Origin of the sequence: Paenibacillus sp. P22 (assembly GCF_000469945.2) — a bacterium.
Classification (GTDB): Bacteria; Bacillota; Bacilli; order Paenibacillales; family Paenibacillaceae; genus Paenibacillus_O; species Paenibacillus_O humicus.
This window is the reverse complement of sequence record NZ_CBRA020000183.1, coordinates 11,864-33,504: the sequence shown is the minus strand read 5'-3', so window position 1 is coordinate 33,504 and position 21,641 is coordinate 11,864. Positions and strand designations below refer to the sequence as shown.

The following is a 21,641-nucleotide window of genomic DNA, read 5'->3' as shown; positions in this document are numbered from 1 at the left end:
ATCACGACCGGCGTCAATACGCAAGGTTACCTGTCCCTCGCACCRCGCCACGCCGCCAACCATCTGTTACCTTCTCTCGCACCGCCCCACGCCGCCAACCATCTGTTACCTTCTCTCGGACCGCCCCCACGCCGCCAACTATTCGCATATCTCTGCCCTACAACTATCCATATATCCCGCCCTCGCGAGGCGTCCCGACCACCATCCGTTACCTTCCCTCGCACCGCACCACGCCGCCAACCATCTGTTATCTTCTCTCGCACCGTACCATGCCGACCACCATCCGTTACCTTCCCTCGCACCGCACCATGCCGCCAACCATCCGTTACCTTCCCTCGCACCGCACCATGCCGCCAACCATCCGCACCTCCCTTGCACTGCTGCGCAGCCGTTGCAGCCCAGTCAGCCTTGGCATCCAAACTACTGCGACTACGACCTGGCCTGGAACTCGCCGATCGTCTCCCCGAGCAGCGTGACTCCATGCTCCAGCCGGGCTCCGCCCGATCCTGCTTCGCAGCTGATCGTTACGACGGCGCGCGGCCGCCCGCGGCCCTGAATGCTGCCGCCGGAAAAGCCGATTCCTTTCAGGCGGGCCACTTTCGCCAGCGCCGCAAGCCCTAGCCCTTCCGGCAGCAGCAGCGACAGCTCGCCGGCTCGCGCAGCCCTTCGCCAGCCGACCGATGGCGGCATCGTCGTGCGGAGCATCGCCTCCAGACGCTGCAGCGCCTCATCCCAACCGGCAGCAGCCTCATCGATGCGATCGGACAGCGAGCCGATCTCCAGCAGCTCCTCCATGATGCGGCCGCCCAACAAGCCGGCCGTCCCCGCAGCCCGCTGCAATCCCGCCAGACGGCGGATGATCTGCGGCTCGGCTGCGATCCACGCCGTCTCCAAATTCGGCATTCCAGTCGTGAGCGAGCCGATCGCGGCAATCTCGGTTCGATCCGGTCCGGCTCCAATTGCAAGCTTCGGTCCGTCGGCTCCGAGCAGCCGCAAAGCTTCCGCGCTATCCGTCCAAGCCTCTCCTTGGGCCGCTCCCCACCGGCAGTCGGGCAGCCGGACGACAGCGACCCGGCAGCCGCCCGGCACGGTCAAGGCAGCCGCTGCGTCCCGGGCCTCAGCGCCTTCAGACGTCTCCCACCCGGCTTGCTCCCAATAGAGCATGCGCACCGCTTCCAGCCGTAAGACGCTCTTGTCCCTGACGCTTCCGACATCGCCGAAGCTCTCCGCATCCAGACCATGCAGCCGCATCAGCTCCAGCGCCTTCGGCTCGGCTGGCACCGCTCCCGCCGCATCTCCCGTCCACTGCTTGTCTCTGAGCAGCAGATCCAGCGCCGCAAGCGGCGTCGGCACGGAAAGGCACTCCCAGGAATCCGGGATCGACTTGCCGGCCAGCTTCCGCAGCGTCTCCGGCAGCCGCTCGTTCCCGCGCCGAGGCTCCAGCGCCCGCTTCATCGCCTGCTCGACCTCCTCCCTGCCGAACAAATGAAACCGCTCGGCGCCTGGTTCGCTCAAGTTCAGCATGATTTCCTGTCCAGACATGGCCATCCCTCCTGGCGGACGGCAGAGATGCCGGCCTATATCTATGTTCGCATTCATGCCGAGCAAGAAAATCGATGCGCTCCTGCGCCTCATGCCCCTACTCGAGCTTTCGCCATCTCGATCCGCTAGAGGCCCAGACAGTCCGTCCAACGTCTGCTTACGCTTCCATGCAAAAAAGCGCCCCTGAAGCATATATGCTCCAGAGGCGCTTTTCAGAACGGTCTTACTTCTTGTTCATGCTGTTCCACTTGTCTTGAATGTTTTGCATCAGCTGATTTTGGTCGACTTTCTTGGCGACATAAGCCTGCATTTCGGAACCGACTTCCTGCGGGAAGCCTTCAGGCATTTGGCTGAAGAACCAGCCGGAGGACTTGCCTTCTTTGTTGTAGGCAACGATGTCGTTGGCGATGGCGCCGAGCACTTTGCTGTCGGTGACTTCGATGGATTTCAGAGCCGGAATGAATTTGAATTCGTTCACGATATATTTCTTGCCCGTCTCGGACGTTGCCAGCCAGTTCAGGAATTCCTTCGCGGCCTCTTTATTTTTGGAGTTTTTGTTGATAGCCCAGTTGTTAGGCACGCCGACGAAAATGTTGCCGCTCTTCTCGCTGTCGTCGATAGGCATCGGCAGCAGGCCGATGTTCATGTTCGGCGTAATGCCGTCGATTTGCACCTGCGTCCAGTTGCCTTGCTGCATCATGGCCGTCTTGCCGCTTGCGAACAGTGTCACTTGCGTGTTGTAGTCCGTCGTCAGCGGGTTTTTGTTGCTGTATTTCAATGTGAGGTCGAACAGTTTGAACCAGTTTTGGAACACAGGGTTGCCGACAAGTCCGCCTTTGCCTTCGTTCACGCTATTGACGAATGCCGTAGGGTCATCCTGGTTGGCCAAGCCTACGTTGAACAGATGGTTGCCCAGCACCCACCACTCCTGGTAGCCGTCGGAGAACGGCGTGATTCCTGCAGCTTCCAGCTTTTTGCACGCTTCTTCGAGCTCGGAGAGCGTCTTCGGCGGAGTCGTGATGCCTGCTTTTGCGAACAGGTCCTTGTTGTAAATGAAGCCGTAGCCTTCTACGCCGACCGGCATTCCGTACAGCTTGCCGTCCCGGGAAATCTGATCCTTGGCCGAATCGATGATATCGCCCGCCCAAGGCTGGTCGGACAGATCCTCCAGCTTGTCGATCCATGTCGTCAGCTCCGAGTTGCCCGCGTTGTTGAAAATGTCGGGCTCCTGGCCGGCGGCGAACTTCGCCTTCAGGCCTGCGCTGTAGTCTGCGCCTCCGCCCATTGTCTCGACATTGAGCGTGACGTTGGGATGCTCTTTCTCGTAATCGGCCTTGAGCCGGTTCATCGCGTCGGCGATTTCGACCTTGAATTGAAAAATATTCAGCGTCACTTTTTTGCCGCTGTCGCCGCCGCTTGCATTCGTATTGGAAGCCGCGTTTGTCGCAGGGCTCGTGTTCTGGTCTGCGGAGCTGCCGCTGTTGCCGCCCGATGTGCTGCAACCAGCCATTACGCTAAGCGCGAGACCCGCGGACATGACGGTAAGCAATCCCTTTTTCATAGGAAATTCCTCCTTGGTATGTTGACCCTCTTTTTACAATTGAAGTGTTTACTTGTTCTTGCAAATGAAGTATACCCTTTGACATGCAAGCGTTACCACAGAAAATGTTGAACAAAAAGGTGTAGAATATTGACTTCCGGGAGGACTGTCAATATTCTACACCTTTTTGTCGAAATCGGCTGTCGAAACAAGAGTAAAGATAGATCGGTTACCTTTGTCGAACGAAAGAAACGCCCTCCTCCTGCGGCCGTCTTGATCCCTCTGCACGCACACGTTTGCGCACGAGGCGGCAGCCCGTCTCCGCCAGCCCTGCCGCCAGGCCATGAAAAACCCCGGCAGCCGCTGGCTGCCGGGGAAGCTCACTCTGCTGGATCAAGCCGCTTACTTCTTGATCATGTCGTTCCATTTCTTCTGGATGTTTTTCAGCAGCTGCGCCTTGTCGGATTTGCCTGCCACATAGGCCTGCATTTCCGCGCCGACCTCCTGAGGCACGCCTTCCGGCATTTGGTTGAAGTACCAGCCGTTCGTCTTGCCTTCCTTGCTGTACTTCATGATGTCCGTCGCAATCGGTCCGAGAATCGATTCGTCGGTCACTTCAACGTTTTTCAGAGCCGGGATGAACTTGAACTCGTTGACCGTGTATTTCTTGCCGGTCTCGGACGTAGCCAGCCAGTTCAGGAATTCCTTGGCGGCTTCCTTGTTCTTGGAGTTCTTGTTCACGACCCAGTAGTTAGGCACGCCGACGAAAATGTTGCCGCTCTTCTCGCTGTCGTCGATAGGCATCGGCAGCAGGCCGATGTTCATGTTCGGCGTAATGCCGTCGATTTGCACCTGCGTCCAGTTGCCTTGCTGCATCATCGCTGCTTTGCCGCTGGCGAACAGCGTTACTTGCGTATTGTAGTCGGTTGTGAGCGGGTTTTTGTTGCTGTTCTGAATCGTCAGGTCGAGCAGGTTGAACCAGTTCTGGAACACCTTGTTGCCTTCGATTCCGCCTTTGCCTTCGTTCATCGTCTTCACGAACGCGGCTGGATCCTCCTGATCGGCCAGACCTACGTTGAACGTATGGTTGCCGAGAACCCACCATTCCTGATAGCCGTTGGAGAAAGGCGTGATGCCGGCGGCTTTAAGCTTTTCCACTGCTGCTTTGAGCTGCGTCATCGTAGCCGGAGGCTCCGTGATGCCGGCTTTGGCGAACAGATCCTTGTTGTAGATGAAGCCGTAGCCTTCGATGCCCATCGGAAGGCCGTAGTTTTTGCCGTCGCGGGTAATGGCTTCCTTCGCCGTCTCGACGACATCGCCCTGCCAAGGCTGGTCCGAGAGATCCTCCAGCTTGTCGACCCACGTGTTCAGGTCGGAGTTGCCGCCGTTATTGAAGATGTCGGGTTCTTGGCCGGAAGCGAATTTCGCTTTCAGGCCCGCGCCGTAATCGGCTCCGCCGCCCATCGTTTCGAGGTTCAGCTTGACGTTCGGATGCTCTTTTTCGTAATCGGCTTTCATGCGGTTCATCGCATCGGCGATCTCAACCTTGAATTGGAAAATATTCAGCGTTACTTGCTCTCCGCTAGCGCCGGAGCCGGTATTGGCATTGGCGTTTCCTTCCGTGTTGCCGCCGTTGTTCGTCGTGCTGCAGCCTGCCAGAATCGAAATAGCCAGGCCTGCAGAGACGGCCGTAAGCAATCCTTTTTTCAACATTGCTTTTTTACCCCCTTGAAATCGTGCTCCACGATAGTATGTCCAACTGGTTGCATTTAACGCTTATATTGGAGCTTTTTAAGTATAAATCAAACTGCGCAAACGTTCCCACAGAACATATTGCGAATATAGGGGGAATATATTGATCCCTCATCGGCAAATCAATATATTCATAGAAATAAATCGAAATAGAAAAGAAGCTGACGAACGCACGGAGGCGATCGCCAGCTTCCTTTCCGGAATTTTCGTTGATCAGCCTTTTACCGATCCGGCCGTAATGCCGGAAATGATATGACGCTGAAGCGTCAGGAAGAAGATCAGGATCGGCAGGATGCCCATGACCAGACCGGCAAGAGCCAGATCCCACTGCTTCGTGTATTGGCCGAAGAAGCTGTACGTGGACAGAGGAATCGTCCGCTGGCCTTCGCCGAGAATCAGGTTCGGCAGCAGGAAGTCGTTCCAGATCCAGAGGCTGTTCAGGATGATGATCGTCGCCGTCATCGGCTTGAGGAGCGGGAAGACGATTCTCCAGAACACCCCGTAAGGCGAGCAGCCGTCCACGGTCGCCGATTCCTCGATCTCCGCCGGAATCGACTTCACGAAGCCGTGGTAAAGGAAGATCGTGAGCGATGAGCCGAAGCCCATGTAGCAGACCCACAAGCCTGGAAGGCTTCTCGTCAGGTGGAACCAGCTGGCCGTCTTGACGAGCGGAATCATGATCGATTGGAACGGAATGACCATCGCTGCGACGAAGATCATGAACAGGAAGTTGTTGTACTTCGTCGGACGGCGCACCATCCGGTAAGCGGCCATCGAGCAGATGACCGTTAGTCCGACGATGCTTGTCAGCGTAATGACGAGCGAGTTCGCGAACGAAGCCGGGAATTTCATGATCTCCCATGCTCTCGTGAAGTTGTCGAACGTCGCAGGACTCGGCAAGGCAGCGGAGTCGAGCAGGATATCGCCGTACTTCTTCAGCGAGTTGCTTACCAGGAAGTAGAACGGCACCAGGAATACCAGCGCGACCAGGAGAGCGATAATTTCCAGCACGAACGTGCTGGTCCGGTATCGGGACGTTTCCATTAAGCCTGCACCTCCCGGCGTTTAGTCAGGTACACCTGGAGCGAGGTCAGCAGCGCGACGACGATGAAGAATACGAGCGCCTTCGCCGTGCCGTAACCGAAGTTGTTGTTCTGGAACGCCTCGTTGTAGATGTTGAGCGCGACGGATTGCGTCGAGTTGTACGGTCCGCCCTTGGTCAGCGACAGGATGATGTCGAAGGACTTGAACGACCACGACAGCGCGAGGAACAGCGCGATCGTAACGGCAGGCATGATCAGCGGCACCGTGATATGGCGCAGGCGCTGCCAGGCGGTCGCTCCGTCGATGGAAGCCGCTTCAATCAGATCGCGGGGCACATTGATGAGCGCGGAAATGTAGATGACCATCAAGTAGCCCGCCGTGCTCCAGATCGTCACGATGACGATGCCCCAGAACGCGGTCGGCTCGTCGCCGAGCCAAGGCAGGTTGAAGAACGCCCAGCCCGTTTTGTCGCCTACGGCCGTAAAGCCTTTTACAAAAATGAACTGCCAGATGAAGCCGAGCAGCAGGCCGCCGATGACGTTCGGCATGAAGAAAATCGTCCGAAGCACGTTGCGGGACTTGACCGGCTGCGTCAGCAGCAGCGCCAGAACGAAGCCGACCAGGTTCGACAAGATGACGGCTGCGATCGTGAATTTCACGGTGAACTTGAAGGAGTTGATGAATGTCTGGTCATGGAACAGCCTGGAGAAGTTGTCGAATCCGACAAAATTATAGCCTCCTACCCCATTCCAGTCCGTAATGGAGTAAAACATGCCCATGAAGAAGGGAAGTGCGACGATTATCGCGAACGCAAGTGTCGCAGGGCCCGTGAATACGATCTGCTGCAGCCACTGGCTCGACCATCCTTTGCTTTTCATCCCGTTTCTCCCCTTTCTCTAGAAGGAATCATAGTAAGTCTTTCCACTGCCAAGCGCCCTTATCCGGACAGCTTGTCGATTTTCCTCAAGTATACGCTTTCGCTTTCACGGCTCCCACAGAGGATGATGACGCAATAGGGGTAAAATATTGATGCCGCCATTGGGGACCGCTATAATACGATAAGGGCGTAGTTAAATAGGCCCATAAAGGAGCATCGAGAGCTTGAAATTCTACTGGATCAAGCGAAGCATCCGAACCAAGCTGGCCGTTTTCCTGCTCCGTTTTCCTGCTGCTGGCGATCGCGGTTCCGATGCTGGCATCGCTCATCATCACCAATACACGGACAGCGGATTTCGTCGCCAACGACACGGTTCGGCAGAACTCGAGCCTCCTTTATCAGGGCAAGACGAATCTGGCCAACTATTTTCAGTCTTTTTTCCAAACATCTCTCGCTCCTTACTCGGACACTACCCTGTACAGGACGCTTGAAACAGGACGCAGCGATTACCTGGTCGACAATCAGATCTTCGTCAGCCTGCAGCTCATGTCCTCGTCGGTCAAGGAGATTTATCAGGTCTACCTCCACTCGGGCCGAGCGGAACGCGGGTATCTCTTCTCCCGGGGCCAGTACAAGAGGACGGATCAGATCGTAACTGCGCCGGGAACGACGCTGCCTGCCGACATCTCTTACACGATAAAGCCTCTTCATATGAGCAGCAGCTACGGAATCAACTCCACGCCGCTCATCCTGTCCCGGCCCGTCATCACCTTGATCCGCCCGGTCTATCAAATTCCGAGCAGCAAGCAGATGGGAACGCTTGCGCTGGACATCACAACCGAAGTCATCGATTCCATCTGCGCCCAGCTGTACAGCGCCGGCGGCGGCGAGGAGGTGTTCCTGCTCGCGCACGACGGAACCATCATCTATGGCCCCGGCCAATACGGCAAGGGCCTGAAGCTGAAGGAGCCATGGGCCGAACCGATCCTGAAGCTGGCCTCCGCCGGGGAGAGCGGCAACGTGGAGCTGAAGGACTCCCACTCCAAAAGCGTGTTCATTTATGAATCGCTTGAAGCCGGCGATCATGATTGGGTGCTCGTCAAACGCATCCCTCCTTCCGTCCTGCATGGAGCGACCCGTCAGATTACGCAGGCCAATACATGGGTGCTGCTCGGCTCCCTGCTTCTCGTGACGCTGACGGCGCTGTTCGTTTCCTTCTGGATCACCAGGCCGATCAAGCAGCTTACGGGCTACGTCAACCAGATCCAGTCCGGCCGCCTCGAGACCGATATCCATTTGCGCCAGTCGGATGAGATCGGACAGCTGGCCAGGCGCTTCCGGATGATGATGGAGACGATCAACAATCTCGTCCTTCGCGAATATCGGCTCGAGCTGGCGAACAAGACGAATCAGCTCAAGGCGCTCCAGGCACAGGTTCATCCTCATTTCCTGTACAATGCCCTGCAATCGATCGGCACGACGGCGCTGCAGCGCGGAGTCCCTGATCTGTACAAGCTGATCATGCAGCTCGGCAAAATGATGCGCTACTCGATGAATACGGCGGAGGAGTTTGTCTCTATTTCCCAGGAAATCGATCATACCCGGTCTTACCTGGAGCTGCAGCGGCACCGGTTCGGCGACAAGCTGACCTACGAGATTGCCGGCGATCCCGACGCGCAGCAGGCTTCCGTGCCGCGGATGATTATCCAGCCAGTGGTGGAGAATATTTTCAAGCATGCTTTCGATCCCGCCGGAGGCATGGTCCATGTCTCGATCAGCACGACGCTGAAGGACAACTGGATCACCATCGAAATCGCCGACAACGGTCCCGGAATGAATGAAGGCAAGCTGGCCTCCGTCAGGCAGCGGATCAGCCGGGACGGCGAGATCGGAGACGAGTCGGGCAGCCATATCGGACTGGCCAACGTCGCTGCGAGGCTGAGGCTCCACTCCGGCGGAAGAGCCCGCATGGAGCTCGAATCCGGAGCGGCGCCGCTTGGCGGGCTGATGGTCGCGCTGGTCATTCCGGCCGCGGATTGAACAGCGGGCTTCCGCGTTGCCCCTTTATATAGAGACAGGAGAGAACATCATCATGAATATATTGATCGTCGACGACGAAACCCATGCCCGGGAAGCCGTCAAGCTGCTTGTGGAATGGAAGGAGCTTGGCGTTGACCTCATTCTTGAAGCCGACAACGGCGAAGCGGCCAAGCTGCTCGTCGCCGAGCATATGCCCGCGCTTGTCCTGACGGACGTGCATATGCCCATCACGAACGGGCTGCGCTTCATGGAATGGCTGAGCGACCATTATCCCCAGACGAAGATCATCGCCATAAGCGGCTACAACGACTTCGATTATGTACGCAAAACGATGAAGTACGGCGGAATCGACTATATTCTCAAGCCGATCGATCCAGATCAGCTGATGGAAGCTTCCAGGCGCGCGATCGGATCCTGGTGCCAGGAAACGAAGGAAAGGCAGCGCCAAGTCGAGAGCGGAATCGCCATGAACCAGTACAAGCCCGTCTACTGGAGCCACTTGTTCGGCAAGCTGGCCTCGGTGTCGAACGAATCCGAGCCGGCTGCCGCGCAGCTCCGCTCCGAATTCCAGGGCTTTCCGCAGCAAGGGGCTTTCCAGACGGCCGTCTTCAGCCTGTTTCCGGTTCAGGAGAAGCTGCTCAAGCGGTTTCGCGGCGACAAGGAGCTGCTCGAATTCGCCATCATCAACGTATTCAACGATCTGATGCGCAGCGAATGGCAGTGCGGATATGCTTTCCGGTCCCCCAATGCGGCCGATGAAGTGATTGCCCTGTTCTGGGAAGGTCATGATTTCATCGCGGACAGGACGGCCAGGCTTCTCGAAGCCGTGCGAATGACGCTTAAGGCCGATTTGTATGCGGGCATCGGCAGGCTCGTGCCGGAAGCCGAGCAGACCGGATTGTCCGTCCAATCCGCCAGACAGACGCTTCAGCGCCGCAATCTCCTTGCCGCCGGCGTGAGGATTTCCCATGCGGGAACCGTGCAGCCTTCCAACGCTCCGCATTTGACCGATCTGGAGGAGCCGCTCCGCCTCGCTCTGCGGATCCGCAATCCCGCGGAAGCGACCGCCGCCTTGACGGAATGGTTCGGCAAAGTCCGCCGCTCCGGCATCGTCGCGCCTGGAGACCTCGCCCTATGGGAACGGCAGAGCGAAATGGTGTCTACCCGCCTGCTTAAGGAATTCCTGCCGGAAGATGCCGAAGACGAGCAGGCCAAGTCCCGTACAGCTCCCCTGCCGTTCCGTTTCGCCGAAGACGGACGGCTGCTGCTCGACGAGACGGAGAAGGAGTTTCGGCTGCTGCTGCTGGACTGGATGGAAAGCCTGCTCAAAAGAGTCCGCCAGGACCGCAGCATCATCGCCGAGATGATCTCGTATATCGACGGCCATTTGGAGGAAGACTTGTCCTTGCAGACGCTGGCTTCCCGCTTCTTTCTCAGCCGCGAGCATGTAAGCCGCCGCTTCCGCCAGGAAACGGGGCAGACGCTCAGCGATTATGTGGAGAAGCTGCGGATGGACAAGGCCGGCCGGCTGCTGCTGGGATCTTCCCTCAAGATTGCGGAGATCTCGAGCCAAGTCGGATACTCCGACGAGAAATATTTCAGCAAGGTATTCAAGAAGCATTCGGGCTGCTCTCCAGGTCAATACCGCAAAGAGGATTGACACAGGTTGTTCACAAATAGAACCGTTTTCTTTTTCCAGCAGGTTGGGTATAATGAAATCAATTCGTTCGGAGGTGCTACATATGTCCGTTCCATTCATCGTGGTTCTTGTCGTGTCCCTGCTGTTCCTGACGGCCATGTTCACAGCCGCCTACAACGACGACAAAACCAAGGGACTATAATCCCATCCGATGACGCTGATCGTCAGACAAGCCCCGGCATGTTATCATGCCGGGGCTTATTCGTCGTTTCCGTTCAGTGGCCGAGTACGGGATGGGGAATGTAAGGCTCCTCGAGCAGGGCCGTCTCCTCCGGCGTCAGCTTCAGCTGCAGCGCTGCGACGGCGTCCTCCAGATGATGCGGCTTGGTCGCTCCGATGATCGGCGCCGTCACGGCGGATTTGCCGAGCACCCACGCCAGCGCAGCCTGCGCCCGCGGCACGCTGCGCGACGCCGCGACTTGCCCGACCCTCTCGACGATGACCCGGTCCGAATTCTCCGAGGAGGCATACAGCCGCGGAATGAGCAGGTCGCTTTCAAAGCGATCGCTGGATTGGTCCCAGCCGCGGGTGAGGCGTCCCCGGGCCAGCGGGCTCCAGGGGATGACGCCGACGCCAAGCTCCTCGCACAGAGGCAGCATCTCGCGTTCTTCTTCCCGGTAGAGCAGGTTCAGGTGGTTCTGCATGCTGACGAACTTCGTCCATCCTCCCCGCTCCGCCGCATGCTGGGCTTGCAGGAACTGCCAGGCATACATGGATGAAGCGCCGATGTACCGCGCTTTCCCCGCTTTCACGACATCATGGAGTGCTTCCATCGTTTCTTCGATCGGGGTTCCCGGATCCCAGCGGTGAATCTGGTACAGGTCGACATAGTCGGTGCCCAGCCTGCGCAGGCTGTTGTCGATCTCCGACAGGATCGCCTTGCGGGACAAGCCGCCGCCATTCGGGCCTGGTCGCGTGGGGAAATACACTTTGGTCGCGATCACGACATCGTCTCGGCGCGCAAGATCCTTGAGGGCTCTGCCTACGATCTCTTCGCTCGTGCCGTCGGAATAGCTGTTGGCGGTGTCAAAAAAATTGATGCCGAGCTCAAGCGCTCTCCGGATGAACGGCCGGCTTGCCTGCTCGTCCAGCGTCCATGGGTGGGAGCCCCGATCCGGAATTCCATAACTCATGCATCCCAGACATAACCGGGATACTTCCAGTCCGGTCTTGCCCAGCCTCGTATATTCCATTTGCATTTGGACCTTCCTCCTGTCGCTCCGGCCTGTAAGCAGGCTGCCGGAATGTCCCTATCATACTGAATATTCAGGAAATTTCAACCATTATTCATCCTTCCTCCGGCACCCAATGAACGAACGGCTAGACCGCAAAAACAAAAAAAAGCCCCGGAGCATGGCCTTATGGCCTTGCTTCCGAAGCTGCCTGCACCAGATCGGCCCCGATATCGGGCTTCTCTGCCATCATTTCACGATCAGCGGCGCAGATGCTGCATCTGGCCCATGCATTCCGAGCACAAATAACGTTCCTTGAAATCAGTCACTTGCTCCATCGATCCGCAGAAGACGCAGCGCGGACGATATCGCTCCAAAATGATGTGATCCCCTTGAACGAGGATTTCCACAGGATCTCCTTCGTTCATCTGGTAACGCTTGCGCAGGGATTTGGGCAGCACTATGCGGCCCAATTGGTCGACCTTTCGTACGACTCCAGCCGGTTTCATCGGTTGTATCCGCTCCTTATGTCTGAATTATCTAGTCACAACCAACCCTTCGGCTTGCAAATCATGCAACAGGGCGTATGGATGTCCTTTTCTCCTACCATTCTCCATGGGAGGAAGCAAATCCTTCCTCTGTTCATAGTTGCTTAATATTCTCCAACTTTTGGACAGAACGCCAAATATTCAAGCCATGCCGGGAAAGTCCGATTGCCTGAGCGCCTCGTACAGGACGATCGCCGCAGAATTGGACAGATTGAGCGAACGGACGCTGCCTGTCATCGGCATGCGGATCGCCGTATCCAGGTTGGCTGCGACAAGCTCGGGAGGCAGCCCTTTGGTTTCCTTTCCAAATACGAGCAAGTCTCCGTCCCGATAGTCCATCTGATCGTAGCGTTTGGATGCCTTGGTGCTGGCGTAGAAAAACCTGCCTTCCGGAAAAGCATCCTTCACTTCCTGAAAGGAATCGTAATAATGGACCTGGACGGCATGCCAATAGTCCAGGCCGGCTCTCTTGAGCGTCCGGTCGTCGGTATTGAAGCCGAGCGGGCGGACAAGATGCAGATGCGCTCCGGTGGCCGCGCAGGTTCTGGCGATATTGCCGGTGTTGGCCGGAATCTCCGGCTCCACCAGGACGATATGATAAGACATGGTTTGCGACTTCCTTTCGGTCAAACTTCTGGGTGGACTTTACATTCCTTTTACGCAGCCTTAATTCCTATCTGAAGCTCGGGCAGTATACTGGGGTCAAGATCTGGTAAAAGGAGCCGAACAAGGTGACGAAGAAAAAAAGTGCTGGTCGTTGACGATGAACCATCCATCTCGATGCTGCTAGAATTCAATCTCAACCTTGCAGGTTATGAAGTGCGGTCCGTCCACGACGGAATGGCTGTATTCGACATGCTGAAGCCTTTCCGCCCGGACCTCATCGTGCTCGACCTGATGCTTCCCAAGATGGACGGCATCGAGGTATGCCGGGAATTGCGCCGGCGCGGCAATGCCGTTCCGATCGTCATGCTTACCGCCATGCAGGATGTATCCGACCGCATCGCGGGATTGGACAACGGCGCGGACGATTATATGACCAAACCGTTCAGCCCCCAGGAGCTCGTCTCCCGGATCGGCGCGATTTTCAGACGAATGCAAGGTTATCCCGGCATCCATGCCGAAGTCAGCTACGAAGTCGGACCGCTGCAGGTTGATCTCGCCAAGCGCGAGGTCCATCTGAACGGCGAGCAGGTTGAGCTTACGCCCAAGGAGTTCGAGCTGCTCGTCTTCCTCTGCCGCCATCGCGGCAAGGTGCTGAGCCGGCAGCAGCTCCTGCAGGGGGTATGGGATTACCACTTCCTCGGCGATACTCGGATCGTCGACGTCCATATCAGCCATCTCCGGGACAAGATCGAACAAAGCGCCCGGTCTCCCGAGTATATTATGACGGTCCGCAATGTTGGATACAAGCTTACCGGCCCTTCCCCCAAGGACCAGACAGCGGCAATGGCCTGAATTCGCCCTTCATGAATTTCCTTCATGAATTTCCTTCATCACCGCCTGCCGTTAGTTAACGCAAGAGCCCTTGCCTCAAGAGGCAAGGGCTCTTCCTATGTCCGCTCTGCTCAGCCGTTCTTCCTCTGGAACTCCGTCATGAACTCGGCGATCGCCTTGCAGCTCTCCAGCGGCACGGCGTTGTAGGCGGAGGCGCGCAGGCCGCCGACGTCTCTGTGGCCCTTAAGCCCGACGAATCCTTCCGCCTCCGACTGGCGGACAAATTCCTTGTCCAGCTCATCGGACTGCAGGCGGAACGTGATGTTCATCAGCGATCGGCTGCCGGTGTCGGCCACGCCGCTGTAGAACCCGCCGCTCTGATCGATGGCATCGTAGATGAGAGCGGCTTTGTCCCTGTTCGTCTGCTCGACGGCGGCCAGGCCGCCCTTGCCCTTGAGCCATTTGAGCACAAGCCCGATCATATAGACCGCGAAGGATGGCGGTGTGTTGTAGAGGGATTTGGACTTGGCATGCGTATCGTAGCGGAACATCGTCGGCAGCGCCGCAGGACTGCCGGCGATCAGATCGTTGCGGGCGATGACGATCGTCGCGCCGGATGGCCCCAGGTTTTTCTGGGCGCCGGCGTAGATCATGCCGAAGCGGCTCATGTCGAGCGGTCTCGACATGATGTCGCTGGACATGTCAGCGATGAGCGGAACCTCCCCCGTATCTGGGAAAAACGGAAGCTGGGTGCCCTCGATCGTTTCATTGGAAGTCAGATGCAGATAAGCCGCGTTGTCAGGCAGGACAATCTCTTCCAGACTCGGCATGCGGGTGAACCTGGAGCCCTCCGAGGTGGCGGCGATCGCCGTCTCGCCGATCAGCTTCGCTTCCTTGATCGCTTTTTTGGCCCAGCTGCCGCTGTTCACGTACGCTCCGACCAATCCCTGATGAAGGAAGTTGAGCGGCACCATCGCGAACTGCGTGCTTGCGCCGCCTTGAAGCAGCATGACGCTGTAGGAATCCGGAATTTGGAGAAGCTCCCGCAGCAGCTGCTCCGCCTCGTCGTTGACGCCCTCGAACAGCTTGCTTCGATGCGACATTTCCATCAAGGACATGCCGGCACCCTTGTAATCGACAAATTCCTCCTGCGCCTGCTGAAGCACTTCAAGCGGCAATGCCGCAGGTCCTGCGTTGAAATTGTAAGCCCTCTTCGTCATGTTCCTTGCACCCCTGTCTCTGTCGCTGGAAAGATACACTCCAATAAAGTTATGGCTATCTTAACAAGATTACCTCTCTCGTTCAAGTGATAATTTCACGAACGCTGCATGATGAAGCATGTAAGATCATTCGTCTTTGAGCAAAAAAAGAAGCTCCCGATAAGGGAGCTTCTGATCTTGAAAGGGATAAGTCCGGATTAGCAGTCGAAATAGAGGCCGTACTCATGCGGATGGACGCGGATAGCGACAGCTTTGGCTTCCTGACGCTTGAAGGCGACATAGTTGTCGATGAAGTCCTGGCTGAAGACGCCGTTTTCGGTAAGGAACCCGGAATCGGCTTCCAGCGCATCCAGAGCTTCTTCCAGGGATCCTGGAACGCTGCGGATTTCTTTTTTGTCTTCGTCGGACAACTCGTAGATGTTCTTGTCGTAAGGACCGAATCCGAGTGCGGTCGGATCGATTTTGCGCTTCACGCCGTCCAGTCCTGCAAGCAGCATCGCCGCGAAGGACAGGTACGGGTTCGCCGTGGAATCCGGCGTACGGAACTCGATGCGGCAGCCCTTAGGCGTAACGGCTGCAACCGGAATACGGACGGCAGCGGAACGGTTGCCCTTGGAGAATACCAGGTTGACCGGCGCTTCATAGCCTGGAACGAGGCGTTTGAAGGAGTTCGTGCTCGGGTTGGTCAGCGCGATCAGCGCCGGAGCGTGATGCAGAATGCCGCCGATGTAATGCAGCGCCATTTCGCTCAGGTTGCCGTAGCCGCCTTTTTCGTAGAACAGCGGCGAATCGCCGTTGAAGATCGATTGGTGGACGTGCATGCCGCTGCCGTTGTCTCCGAAGAGCGGTTTCGGCATGAACGTAGCCACTTTGCCGTACTGGCGGGCTGTGTTGTGCACGATGTATTTGTAGAGCAGGAGATTGTCGGCCGTCTTGGTCAGCGTATCGAAGCGGAAGTTGATCTCCGCTTGGCCGGCCGTAGCCACCTCATGGTGATGGCGCTCGACGCGGAGTCCCGCTTCCTGCATCAGGCGGACCATCTCGCTGCGGAGGTCTTGCTGGGAATCGACAGGGGCAACCGGCACGTAGCCGCCTTTGACGCCTACTTTGAACGCCAGGTTGCCGCCCTCTTCCTTGCGGTTCGTGTTCCAGGCCGCTTCTTCGGAATCGACGAAGTAGGAGGAAGAGTTCATCGAGCTTTCGTAACGCACGTCGTCAAAGACGAAGAACTCGGACTCAGGGGCAAAAAATGCTGTCGTGCCGACGCCGGAGGATTGGAGGAATTCCTCTGCCTTCTGGGCGATGCTCCGCGGGTCGCGGTCGTAGCGTTCGCCATCCGGTGTGAAGATATTGCACATAACGTTCAAAGTCGGGTGATCGGTGAATGGATCCAGGAACACCGAACCGGTATCCGGCATCATGACCATGTCAGATTCTTCGATGCCGCGGAAGCCAGGGATCGAGGAACCGTCAAATGCGACGCCGTTCACGAACGTGTCACCGTCAACTTCCGTCGCAGGAAGAGTGATGTGGTGAGCACGGCCGGAAAGATCCACGAACCGGAAATCGACAAACTGGATGTTATTTTCTTTGATTTTGTCCAATACGCTTTGAACTGACATGTAAAATTTCCTCCATTTCCGAACGTTAGCATTAGTTAAGACCGAGATTGTTCAACTTTGGCTCTAAACCTTGAAGTAATTATAAAACCGTTGCTTTAAAGCGTCAATAGGTATGTCAGGTATTTTTGGAACAAGTGTAAGCAATACTCACAACATTTATACAATATTCACATTCTGCGGACGCTCTCAACGCAAACATCCGTAATCCCTTGACGTAAAAGGGTTTACGGATGTATTACGAACAATATCGATATTAGCAGGAGCTGTCGAAATTCAGCGTCGTGAATATTTATGCGGAAGCGCTTTCTTTATCTCTCTTCCCGGAAGCCGTTTCTACTTCTGCCAGACCGCAAATTGCTCCGCTTCCGCCTTGCTCGTGTCAAAATTCTTGCCGACGATCGGCGCGAGCTTCTCCAAATCCTTGAGCAGGCGGGCGAATTGATCCGGGAACAGCGACTGGACGCCGTCTCCCGTCATGGAATTGTCGGGATCCGTATGCATTTCAATGATGAGCCCGTTGGCGCCGGCTGCGACGGAAGCTTTGGCCATCGGCTCCACCAGCTCGCGGCGTCCCGTTCCATGGCTCGGATCCGAGATGACCGGCAGATGGCTGAGCCCTTGCAGCACCGGAATCGCCGACAGATCGAGCGTATTGCGGGTGTATGTCTCGAACGTGCGGATTCCCCGCTCGCAAAGCATCACATTGGGATTGCCCCCTGCCAGGATGTATTCCGCCGCGTTGAGGAATTCATCGTATGTGGAGCTGAAGCCGCGCTTGAGCAGCACCGGCGTCCGGATCGTGCCGAGCTTGCGCAGAAGATCGAAGTTCTGCATGTTGCGGGTGCCGACCTGCAGAATATCGGCATGCTCCGCGCAGATGTCGACGTATTCAGGAGTCATCACTTCCGTAATCGTGAGGAGGCCGTGGCGCCGTCCCGCATCCGCCATCATCTCCAGTCCTTCCACGCCGACGCCCTGGAAGCTGTACGGGCCGGTTCGCGGCTTGAAGGCGCCGCCGCGCAGCACTTGGCCGCCGGCCGCCTTGACGAGACGGGCAATCTCGTCGATCTGCTCCGGAGTCTCAACGGCGCAAGGACCGCCCATGATGACAAGATTGCTGCCGCCGATCTTGACTCCCTTGATGTCGATGATCGTATCGTCGGGGTGGAAGTCGCGGCTGGCCAGCTTGTAGGACTTGGAGATCTTGATGACATTCTCCACGCCCTTCATCTGGCGCAGATGCTCCGCCAGGGCCGGCTCCGCCTTGCCGATAATGCCGATGACGGTCCGGTCGATGCCGCGGGAGACATGGGCCTGCACGCCCGCACGCTCGATATGGGATACGATTTCCTGTATGCGCTCTTCGTTAATGGATGATTGGGTAATGACGATCACAATAAACACGCTCCGTTCCGCTTTCGCGCTTGTTCGCTTTTAAGCTTTTATGCTTTTATTCAATAAAGTAACTATACAAGGTTGCTCCGCCTACGTCAAGGTCCGTTTCCACAAGATATGCTCCCCGAGATGCTTTGATGCATAAAAAGGCCGGCCGATATCGACCGGCCAGCCTATTTCCTATCATTCCCATGAATCGAAGATAGGACGAACTCAAGATATGGAGCCGGTGTCGCAGCTTTCATCCTTCATGTTGGCGCAGAAGCGCAGCTCTGCTCTTGAGCGGCCGTCAGCGGCCCGTTGAGCTTCTCCGGCTCATTCCGACAGCCGGCGCACCCGGGTGGGAGAAGGCTTCGGGCCTCCTGGGTCCGGATGCTCCTCCGCCGCCTTCGCCGAAGACCGGGCGAGCTCTTGCTTCCCGCAGAATATAGAGCGGCCGCCCCTTGGCCTCCTCATAGATCCGCCCCACATACTCGCCGAGAACGCCAAGCATGGCAAGCACGAAGCCGTTGAACAGGAGCATGACCGCCATCATCGACGCCCAGCCCTTCATCGTGCCGGAGGTGAACAACGCCTGCCATAGAACGACGAGCAGATAGAAGAATCCCGTCGCCGACAGCAGCGCTCCCGCGTAACCCGCAATCTTCAGCGGCTTGGTCGAGAAGGAAGTAATCCCGTCCAGGCACAGCTTCACCATCCGCTTCAGCGGATATTTCGTCTCCCCGGCGAATCTCTCGTCGCGCTCGTACTCCAGCGCAGTCTGGCGGAAGCCGACCCAGCTGACAAGCCCTCGGACGAAGCGGCTGCTCTCGTGCAGGCGCTTCATCTGCTCCAGCACCTGGCGGTCCATCAGTCGGAAATCTCCGGTGTCGACCGGAATCGATATATCCGTCGATGCCCGCAGAACACGGTAGAACAGACTGGCGGACCACTTTTTGAACGCGGTCTCTCCGCTTCTGCTGACGCGCTTGGCATACACGACGTCGTAGCCTTCCCGCCACTTCTCCAGCATCGGGACGATCAGCTCGGGCGGATCCTGCAGATCCGCATCGATGATGACGACCGCCTCTCCGGCGGCATGGTCCATGCCGGCCGTGATCGCGATCTGATGGCCGAAGTTGCGCGAGAAATCAAGCAGCCGCACGGCGGAATCCTTGCGGGACCAATCCTCGATCATCGCCCCGGAAAGGTCGCGGCTGCCGTCGTTGACGAAGATCAGCTCGTAGCGGCAGCCGATGCCCTCCATCACGCTTTTCAGACGAAGATAGGTTTCCGGCAGCACCTCTTCTTCGTTGTACACGGGGATGACAACCGATACTTGAACCTCGCTCATGTTCCATGCCTCCCTAATCCAGAGTCACTTCGTATAGAACGGCGCTTCCGCGTCCAGGTCCGGCGCTGCCGGATGTCTCTCCTTCCGGACTTGCCGCCGGGGAACCGCCGTACTCGCTTGCGTCTACGGCCTTGCCATGCTCTTCGATCCAGGCATTGAGGTCGCTGCCGCCATCACGGCCGCCTGCTCCGCCCGATCCTCCGACGAGGAAATACTTCAGTTTGCCCGACTTCACCAGCTGCTCCAGCTTGGCGGAGTCATAGACCGGATCCGAGTTCTGGAAGCCGTGCAGGATGACGACCTTCTGCTTGGCCTCCACAATATAAGGAGCGGCTGTCCCGTAATCGGACACGGCGAGCAAATAATCGGTCGTCTGGTTTTGCTTCAAATAAGCGAGCAGCCCTTCGTTCAAGCTCTCGCTTCCTCCCTTGCCGCCGGCTCCTCCCGGCATGCCCTGGAAGCCCCCGGTTTGACCCGGGAATCCTCCTCCGGCTCCTTGGAAGCCGGAGAAGCCCTCGCTCCCGCCGTCTCCCGCCGAACCGGGCTGGCCTTGCAAGCCTCCTTGCATTCCCGGCTGCCCGGAAGCATTCGGCCGTCCGCCTCGCTCCGATGCATTCGGCCATCCGCCCTGTCCTCCGTTCATCGCTTCCCATTGCCCGCCGGTCCTGGACCCGGCTGCGGCAAATCCGCCCCTTCCGCCTCCCATGCTGTTCTTGCCGTCGGGGCCGGCTGCGGGGATCATCGAGTTCTGGCCGTACACGATCGGAGTCGCCGACCAGTAGGCGGGACCGATCAGCAGCACCGCGGCAGCCGCGGCGGCGGTCCATCGGACCGCAGCGCTGTTGTCGCGCGAATTCAGGACGGCGAGGATGAGCGCGGCGAGCAGTCCAAGCCCCGCGACGGCGAGCGACCAGCCTACGCCGATCGTGCTCTCGTAAGGACGCAGGATGTACCATTGGAACATCGAGGTCGCCGCGACGGCACCCGGCAGCAGATAGATCTGCCAGCCTCTTCCTTGGCGGTATTTCGCCCACATCTCGCTCCAGCCCGCCCCGAACAAAGCCGCTGCCGGAGGAGCGAGCATGATGAGGTAATAGGAGTGGAAGAAGCCGGCGATGCTGAAAAATCCGCCGACGGGAATAAGCCAGGCCAGCCAGAACAGCGTTTCCTTGTGCTTTTCCGTCATGGATTTCCGTCTCCATGTAGAGAGCAGCGCGACTGCCGCGATCAGGGCAAACGGCAGCAGCCAGCTCGCTTGGCCGGAGAGAGCCTGCTGGAACAAGCGGAGCGGCCCCTTCTCCCCGGTGCCGAACATGCCGCCAGCCCGGCCTCCATTGCCGCCGAAGCCTCCGGGAATGCCCGCCGCTCCTCCGGCCCGCTCGAAACGGCCGGAGCCGTCCCGCTGGCTTTGTCCGTCCGCGCCGTTGCGATCGCTTTGAGGCTGGCCGTCCTGTCCGGTCACTCCGGTTCCGTTTGGCGCTTGTCCGTCCTGCCCGGCGCCGCCTTCATTTCCCGGCAGCATTCCACCCTGGCCCTGGCTGCCTTCAGGCAGCGCGCCGTCCGGAGCCATTGCTCCCGGGAATCCTCCGGCTCCGCCCTGGCCTCCGGGGCTGCGGTCTCCCGTCAGCCGCGAAACGCCGTTGTAGCCGAAAGCGAGCTGCAGCACCGAATTGTCTGTGCTGCTCCCTATATAGGGCCGCTTGTCGGCCGGCACGGAATCTACGATTGCCGCCCAGGATACGGATACGGCCAGCATGAGAACCGTCGCTCCAGCCAGCACCGTCAGCTTCTTTTTCCAAGGGAAGCGTACCGCCAGCAGATAGAGCAGATAAAAAGCCGGAAGGACCATGTACGCCTGGAGCATCTTCATGTTGAATGCCGCTCCGATCAGGGCGAAGGAAGCCAGCAGGCTGCCCGTCCGCTGCCCTCGTACTCCTCGCAGCAGAAACCAAGCCGCCAGCAGGAGCGTGAAGACGAGCATCGCGTCGATATTGTTCGTTCTCGCCACCGCGACGCCGACCGGCGCGAGCGCCATCCCGAAGGCTGCGATGCGCGCGGCGGCGAGTCCGAAGGAAGGCTTCACGAGCAGGTAGACGAGCAGCACCGAGCCGATTCCAGCCAGCGCTTGCGGCAAAATGACGCTCCAGCCATGCAAGCCGAATACGTACGCGAACGCCGTCTGGATCCAGAAGGCAAGCGGGGGTTTGTCCACCGTCACCGAGCCGGCGGAGTCCAGCGAGCCGTAGAAGAAGTTATGCCAGCTCTGCAGCATGCTGCCTACCGCAGTCGTGTAATACGTATTGGCGTAGGTTTCCTTCCCTATCCCGTACAGGTTCAAAAAAGCGGACGCCAGCATGGCGGCGGCCAGCACCAGATCCAGCCGCCTGCCGGATCCTGCCCTCTCCCTGATCTTCATCTCT

At 57.9% G+C, this 21,641-nt stretch carries 16 protein-coding genes; 3 read left to right on the top strand and 13 right to left on the bottom strand.

Translation table 11 applies throughout. The annotated features are described in order from the left end of the window. Positions 1 to 429: 429 nt before the first annotated feature. The 5 genes from BN871_RS21605 to BN871_RS21585 form a co-directional block, all read right to left on the bottom strand. Entirely contained in the window at positions 430 to 1,542 is a 1,113-nt protein-coding gene (locus tag BN871_RS21605; protein WP_048748725.1) for a hypothetical protein, read from the bottom strand. Between the two features lie 223 nt (positions 1,543 to 1,765). After that, positions 1,766 to 3,103: an extracellular solute-binding protein gene (locus BN871_RS21600; RefSeq protein WP_021879066.1), complete on the bottom strand. Its 1,338-nt coding sequence runs from the start codon at positions 3,101 to 3,103 to the stop codon at positions 1,766 to 1,768. Between the two features lie 381 nt (positions 3,104 to 3,484). After that, positions 3,485 to 4,795, bottom strand: coding sequence for an ABC transporter substrate-binding protein (locus BN871_RS21595; RefSeq protein WP_021879067.1), 1,311 nt, complete (start codon positions 4,793 to 4,795; stop codon positions 3,485 to 3,487). A 252-nt stretch (positions 4,796 to 5,047) separates the two neighbouring features. Next, the gene (locus BN871_RS21590; RefSeq protein WP_021879068.1) at positions 5,048 to 5,878 is read right to left on the bottom strand and encodes a carbohydrate ABC transporter permease; all 831 of its coding nucleotides are present in this window, start codon (positions 5,876 to 5,878) and stop codon (positions 5,048 to 5,050) included. After that, on the bottom strand, positions 5,878 to 6,756 hold the full coding sequence (locus tag BN871_RS21585; protein WP_021879069.1) for a carbohydrate ABC transporter permease: 879 nt from the start codon (positions 6,754 to 6,756) through the stop codon (positions 5,878 to 5,880). The genes BN871_RS21590 and BN871_RS21585 overlap by 1 nt, the downstream gene beginning before the upstream one ends. A 311-nt stretch (positions 6,757 to 7,067) precedes the next feature. Here BN871_RS21585 and BN871_RS21580 point away from each other — a divergent pair, with 311 nt between their 5' ends. Together BN871_RS21580 and BN871_RS21575 are read left to right on the top strand one after the other, a co-directional pair. Then, positions 7,068 to 8,795 (top strand): sensor histidine kinase, encoded by a 1,728-nt coding sequence (locus BN871_RS21580; protein ID WP_048748724.1) that lies wholly within the window; start codon positions 7,068 to 7,070, stop codon positions 8,793 to 8,795. 52 nt (positions 8,796 to 8,847) lie between these two features. Further along, on the top strand, positions 8,848 to 10,455 hold the full coding sequence (locus BN871_RS21575) for a helix-turn-helix domain-containing protein (protein WP_048748723.1): 1,608 nt from the start codon (positions 8,848 to 8,850) through the stop codon (positions 10,453 to 10,455). A 254-nt stretch (positions 10,456 to 10,709) separates the two neighbouring features. Here BN871_RS21575 and BN871_RS21570 read toward each other — a convergent pair whose 3' ends face one another. The 3 genes from BN871_RS21570 to trmL form a co-directional block, all read right to left on the bottom strand. Continuing rightward, positions 10,710 to 11,687, bottom strand: coding sequence for an aldo/keto reductase (locus BN871_RS21570; RefSeq protein WP_048748732.1), 978 nt, complete (start codon positions 11,685 to 11,687; stop codon positions 10,710 to 10,712). 239 nt (positions 11,688 to 11,926) lie between these two features. Continuing rightward, on the bottom strand, positions 11,927 to 12,175 hold the full coding sequence (locus BN871_RS21565) for an AbrB/MazE/SpoVT family DNA-binding domain-containing protein (RefSeq protein ID WP_048748722.1): 249 nt from the start codon (positions 12,173 to 12,175) through the stop codon (positions 11,927 to 11,929). Between the two features lie 180 nt (positions 12,176 to 12,355). Continuing rightward, complete coding sequence (trmL, locus tag BN871_RS21560) at positions 12,356 to 12,820, bottom strand: tRNA (uridine(34)/cytosine(34)/5-carboxymethylaminomethyluridine(34)-2'-O)-methyltransferase TrmL (RefSeq protein ID WP_048748721.1); 465 nt, start codon at positions 12,818 to 12,820, stop codon at positions 12,356 to 12,358. A 174-nt stretch (positions 12,821 to 12,994) separates the two neighbouring features. On the opposite strand from trmL, the gene BN871_RS21555 reads away from it, so the two are divergent. Next, a complete protein-coding gene (locus BN871_RS21555; RefSeq protein WP_048748730.1) occupies positions 12,995 to 13,672 on the top strand; it encodes a response regulator transcription factor in 678 nt (225 codons plus the stop codon). 110 nt (positions 13,673 to 13,782) lie between these two features. Here BN871_RS21555 and serC read toward each other — a convergent pair whose 3' ends face one another. The 5 genes from serC to BN871_RS21530 all read right to left on the bottom strand — a co-directional run bounded on the left by serC (position 13,783) and on the right by BN871_RS21530 (position 21,637). Beyond that, positions 13,783 to 14,871, bottom strand: coding sequence for a 3-phosphoserine/phosphohydroxythreonine transaminase (serC, locus tag BN871_RS21550; protein ID WP_048748720.1), 1,089 nt, complete (start codon positions 14,869 to 14,871; stop codon positions 13,783 to 13,785). A gap of 197 nt (positions 14,872 to 15,068) precedes the next feature. After that, complete coding sequence (gene glnA / locus BN871_RS21545; protein ID WP_048748719.1) at positions 15,069 to 16,493, bottom strand: type I glutamate--ammonia ligase; 1,425 nt, start codon at positions 16,491 to 16,493, stop codon at positions 15,069 to 15,071. 333 nt (positions 16,494 to 16,826) lie between these two features. Further along, positions 16,827 to 17,888, bottom strand: coding sequence for a 3-deoxy-7-phosphoheptulonate synthase (gene aroF / locus BN871_RS21540; RefSeq protein ID WP_048748718.1), 1,062 nt, complete (start codon positions 17,886 to 17,888; stop codon positions 16,827 to 16,829). 289 nt (positions 17,889 to 18,177) lie between these two features. Then, positions 18,178 to 19,221: a glycosyltransferase family 2 protein gene (locus tag BN871_RS21535; RefSeq protein WP_083436578.1), complete on the bottom strand. Its 1,044-nt coding sequence runs from the start codon at positions 19,219 to 19,221 to the stop codon at positions 18,178 to 18,180. Between the two features lie 13 nt (positions 19,222 to 19,234). After that, positions 19,235 to 21,637 (bottom strand): glycosyltransferase family 39 protein, encoded by a 2,403-nt coding sequence (locus tag BN871_RS21530; RefSeq protein ID WP_048748717.1) that lies wholly within the window; start codon positions 21,635 to 21,637, stop codon positions 19,235 to 19,237. Positions 21,638 to 21,641 lie beyond the last annotated feature (4 nt).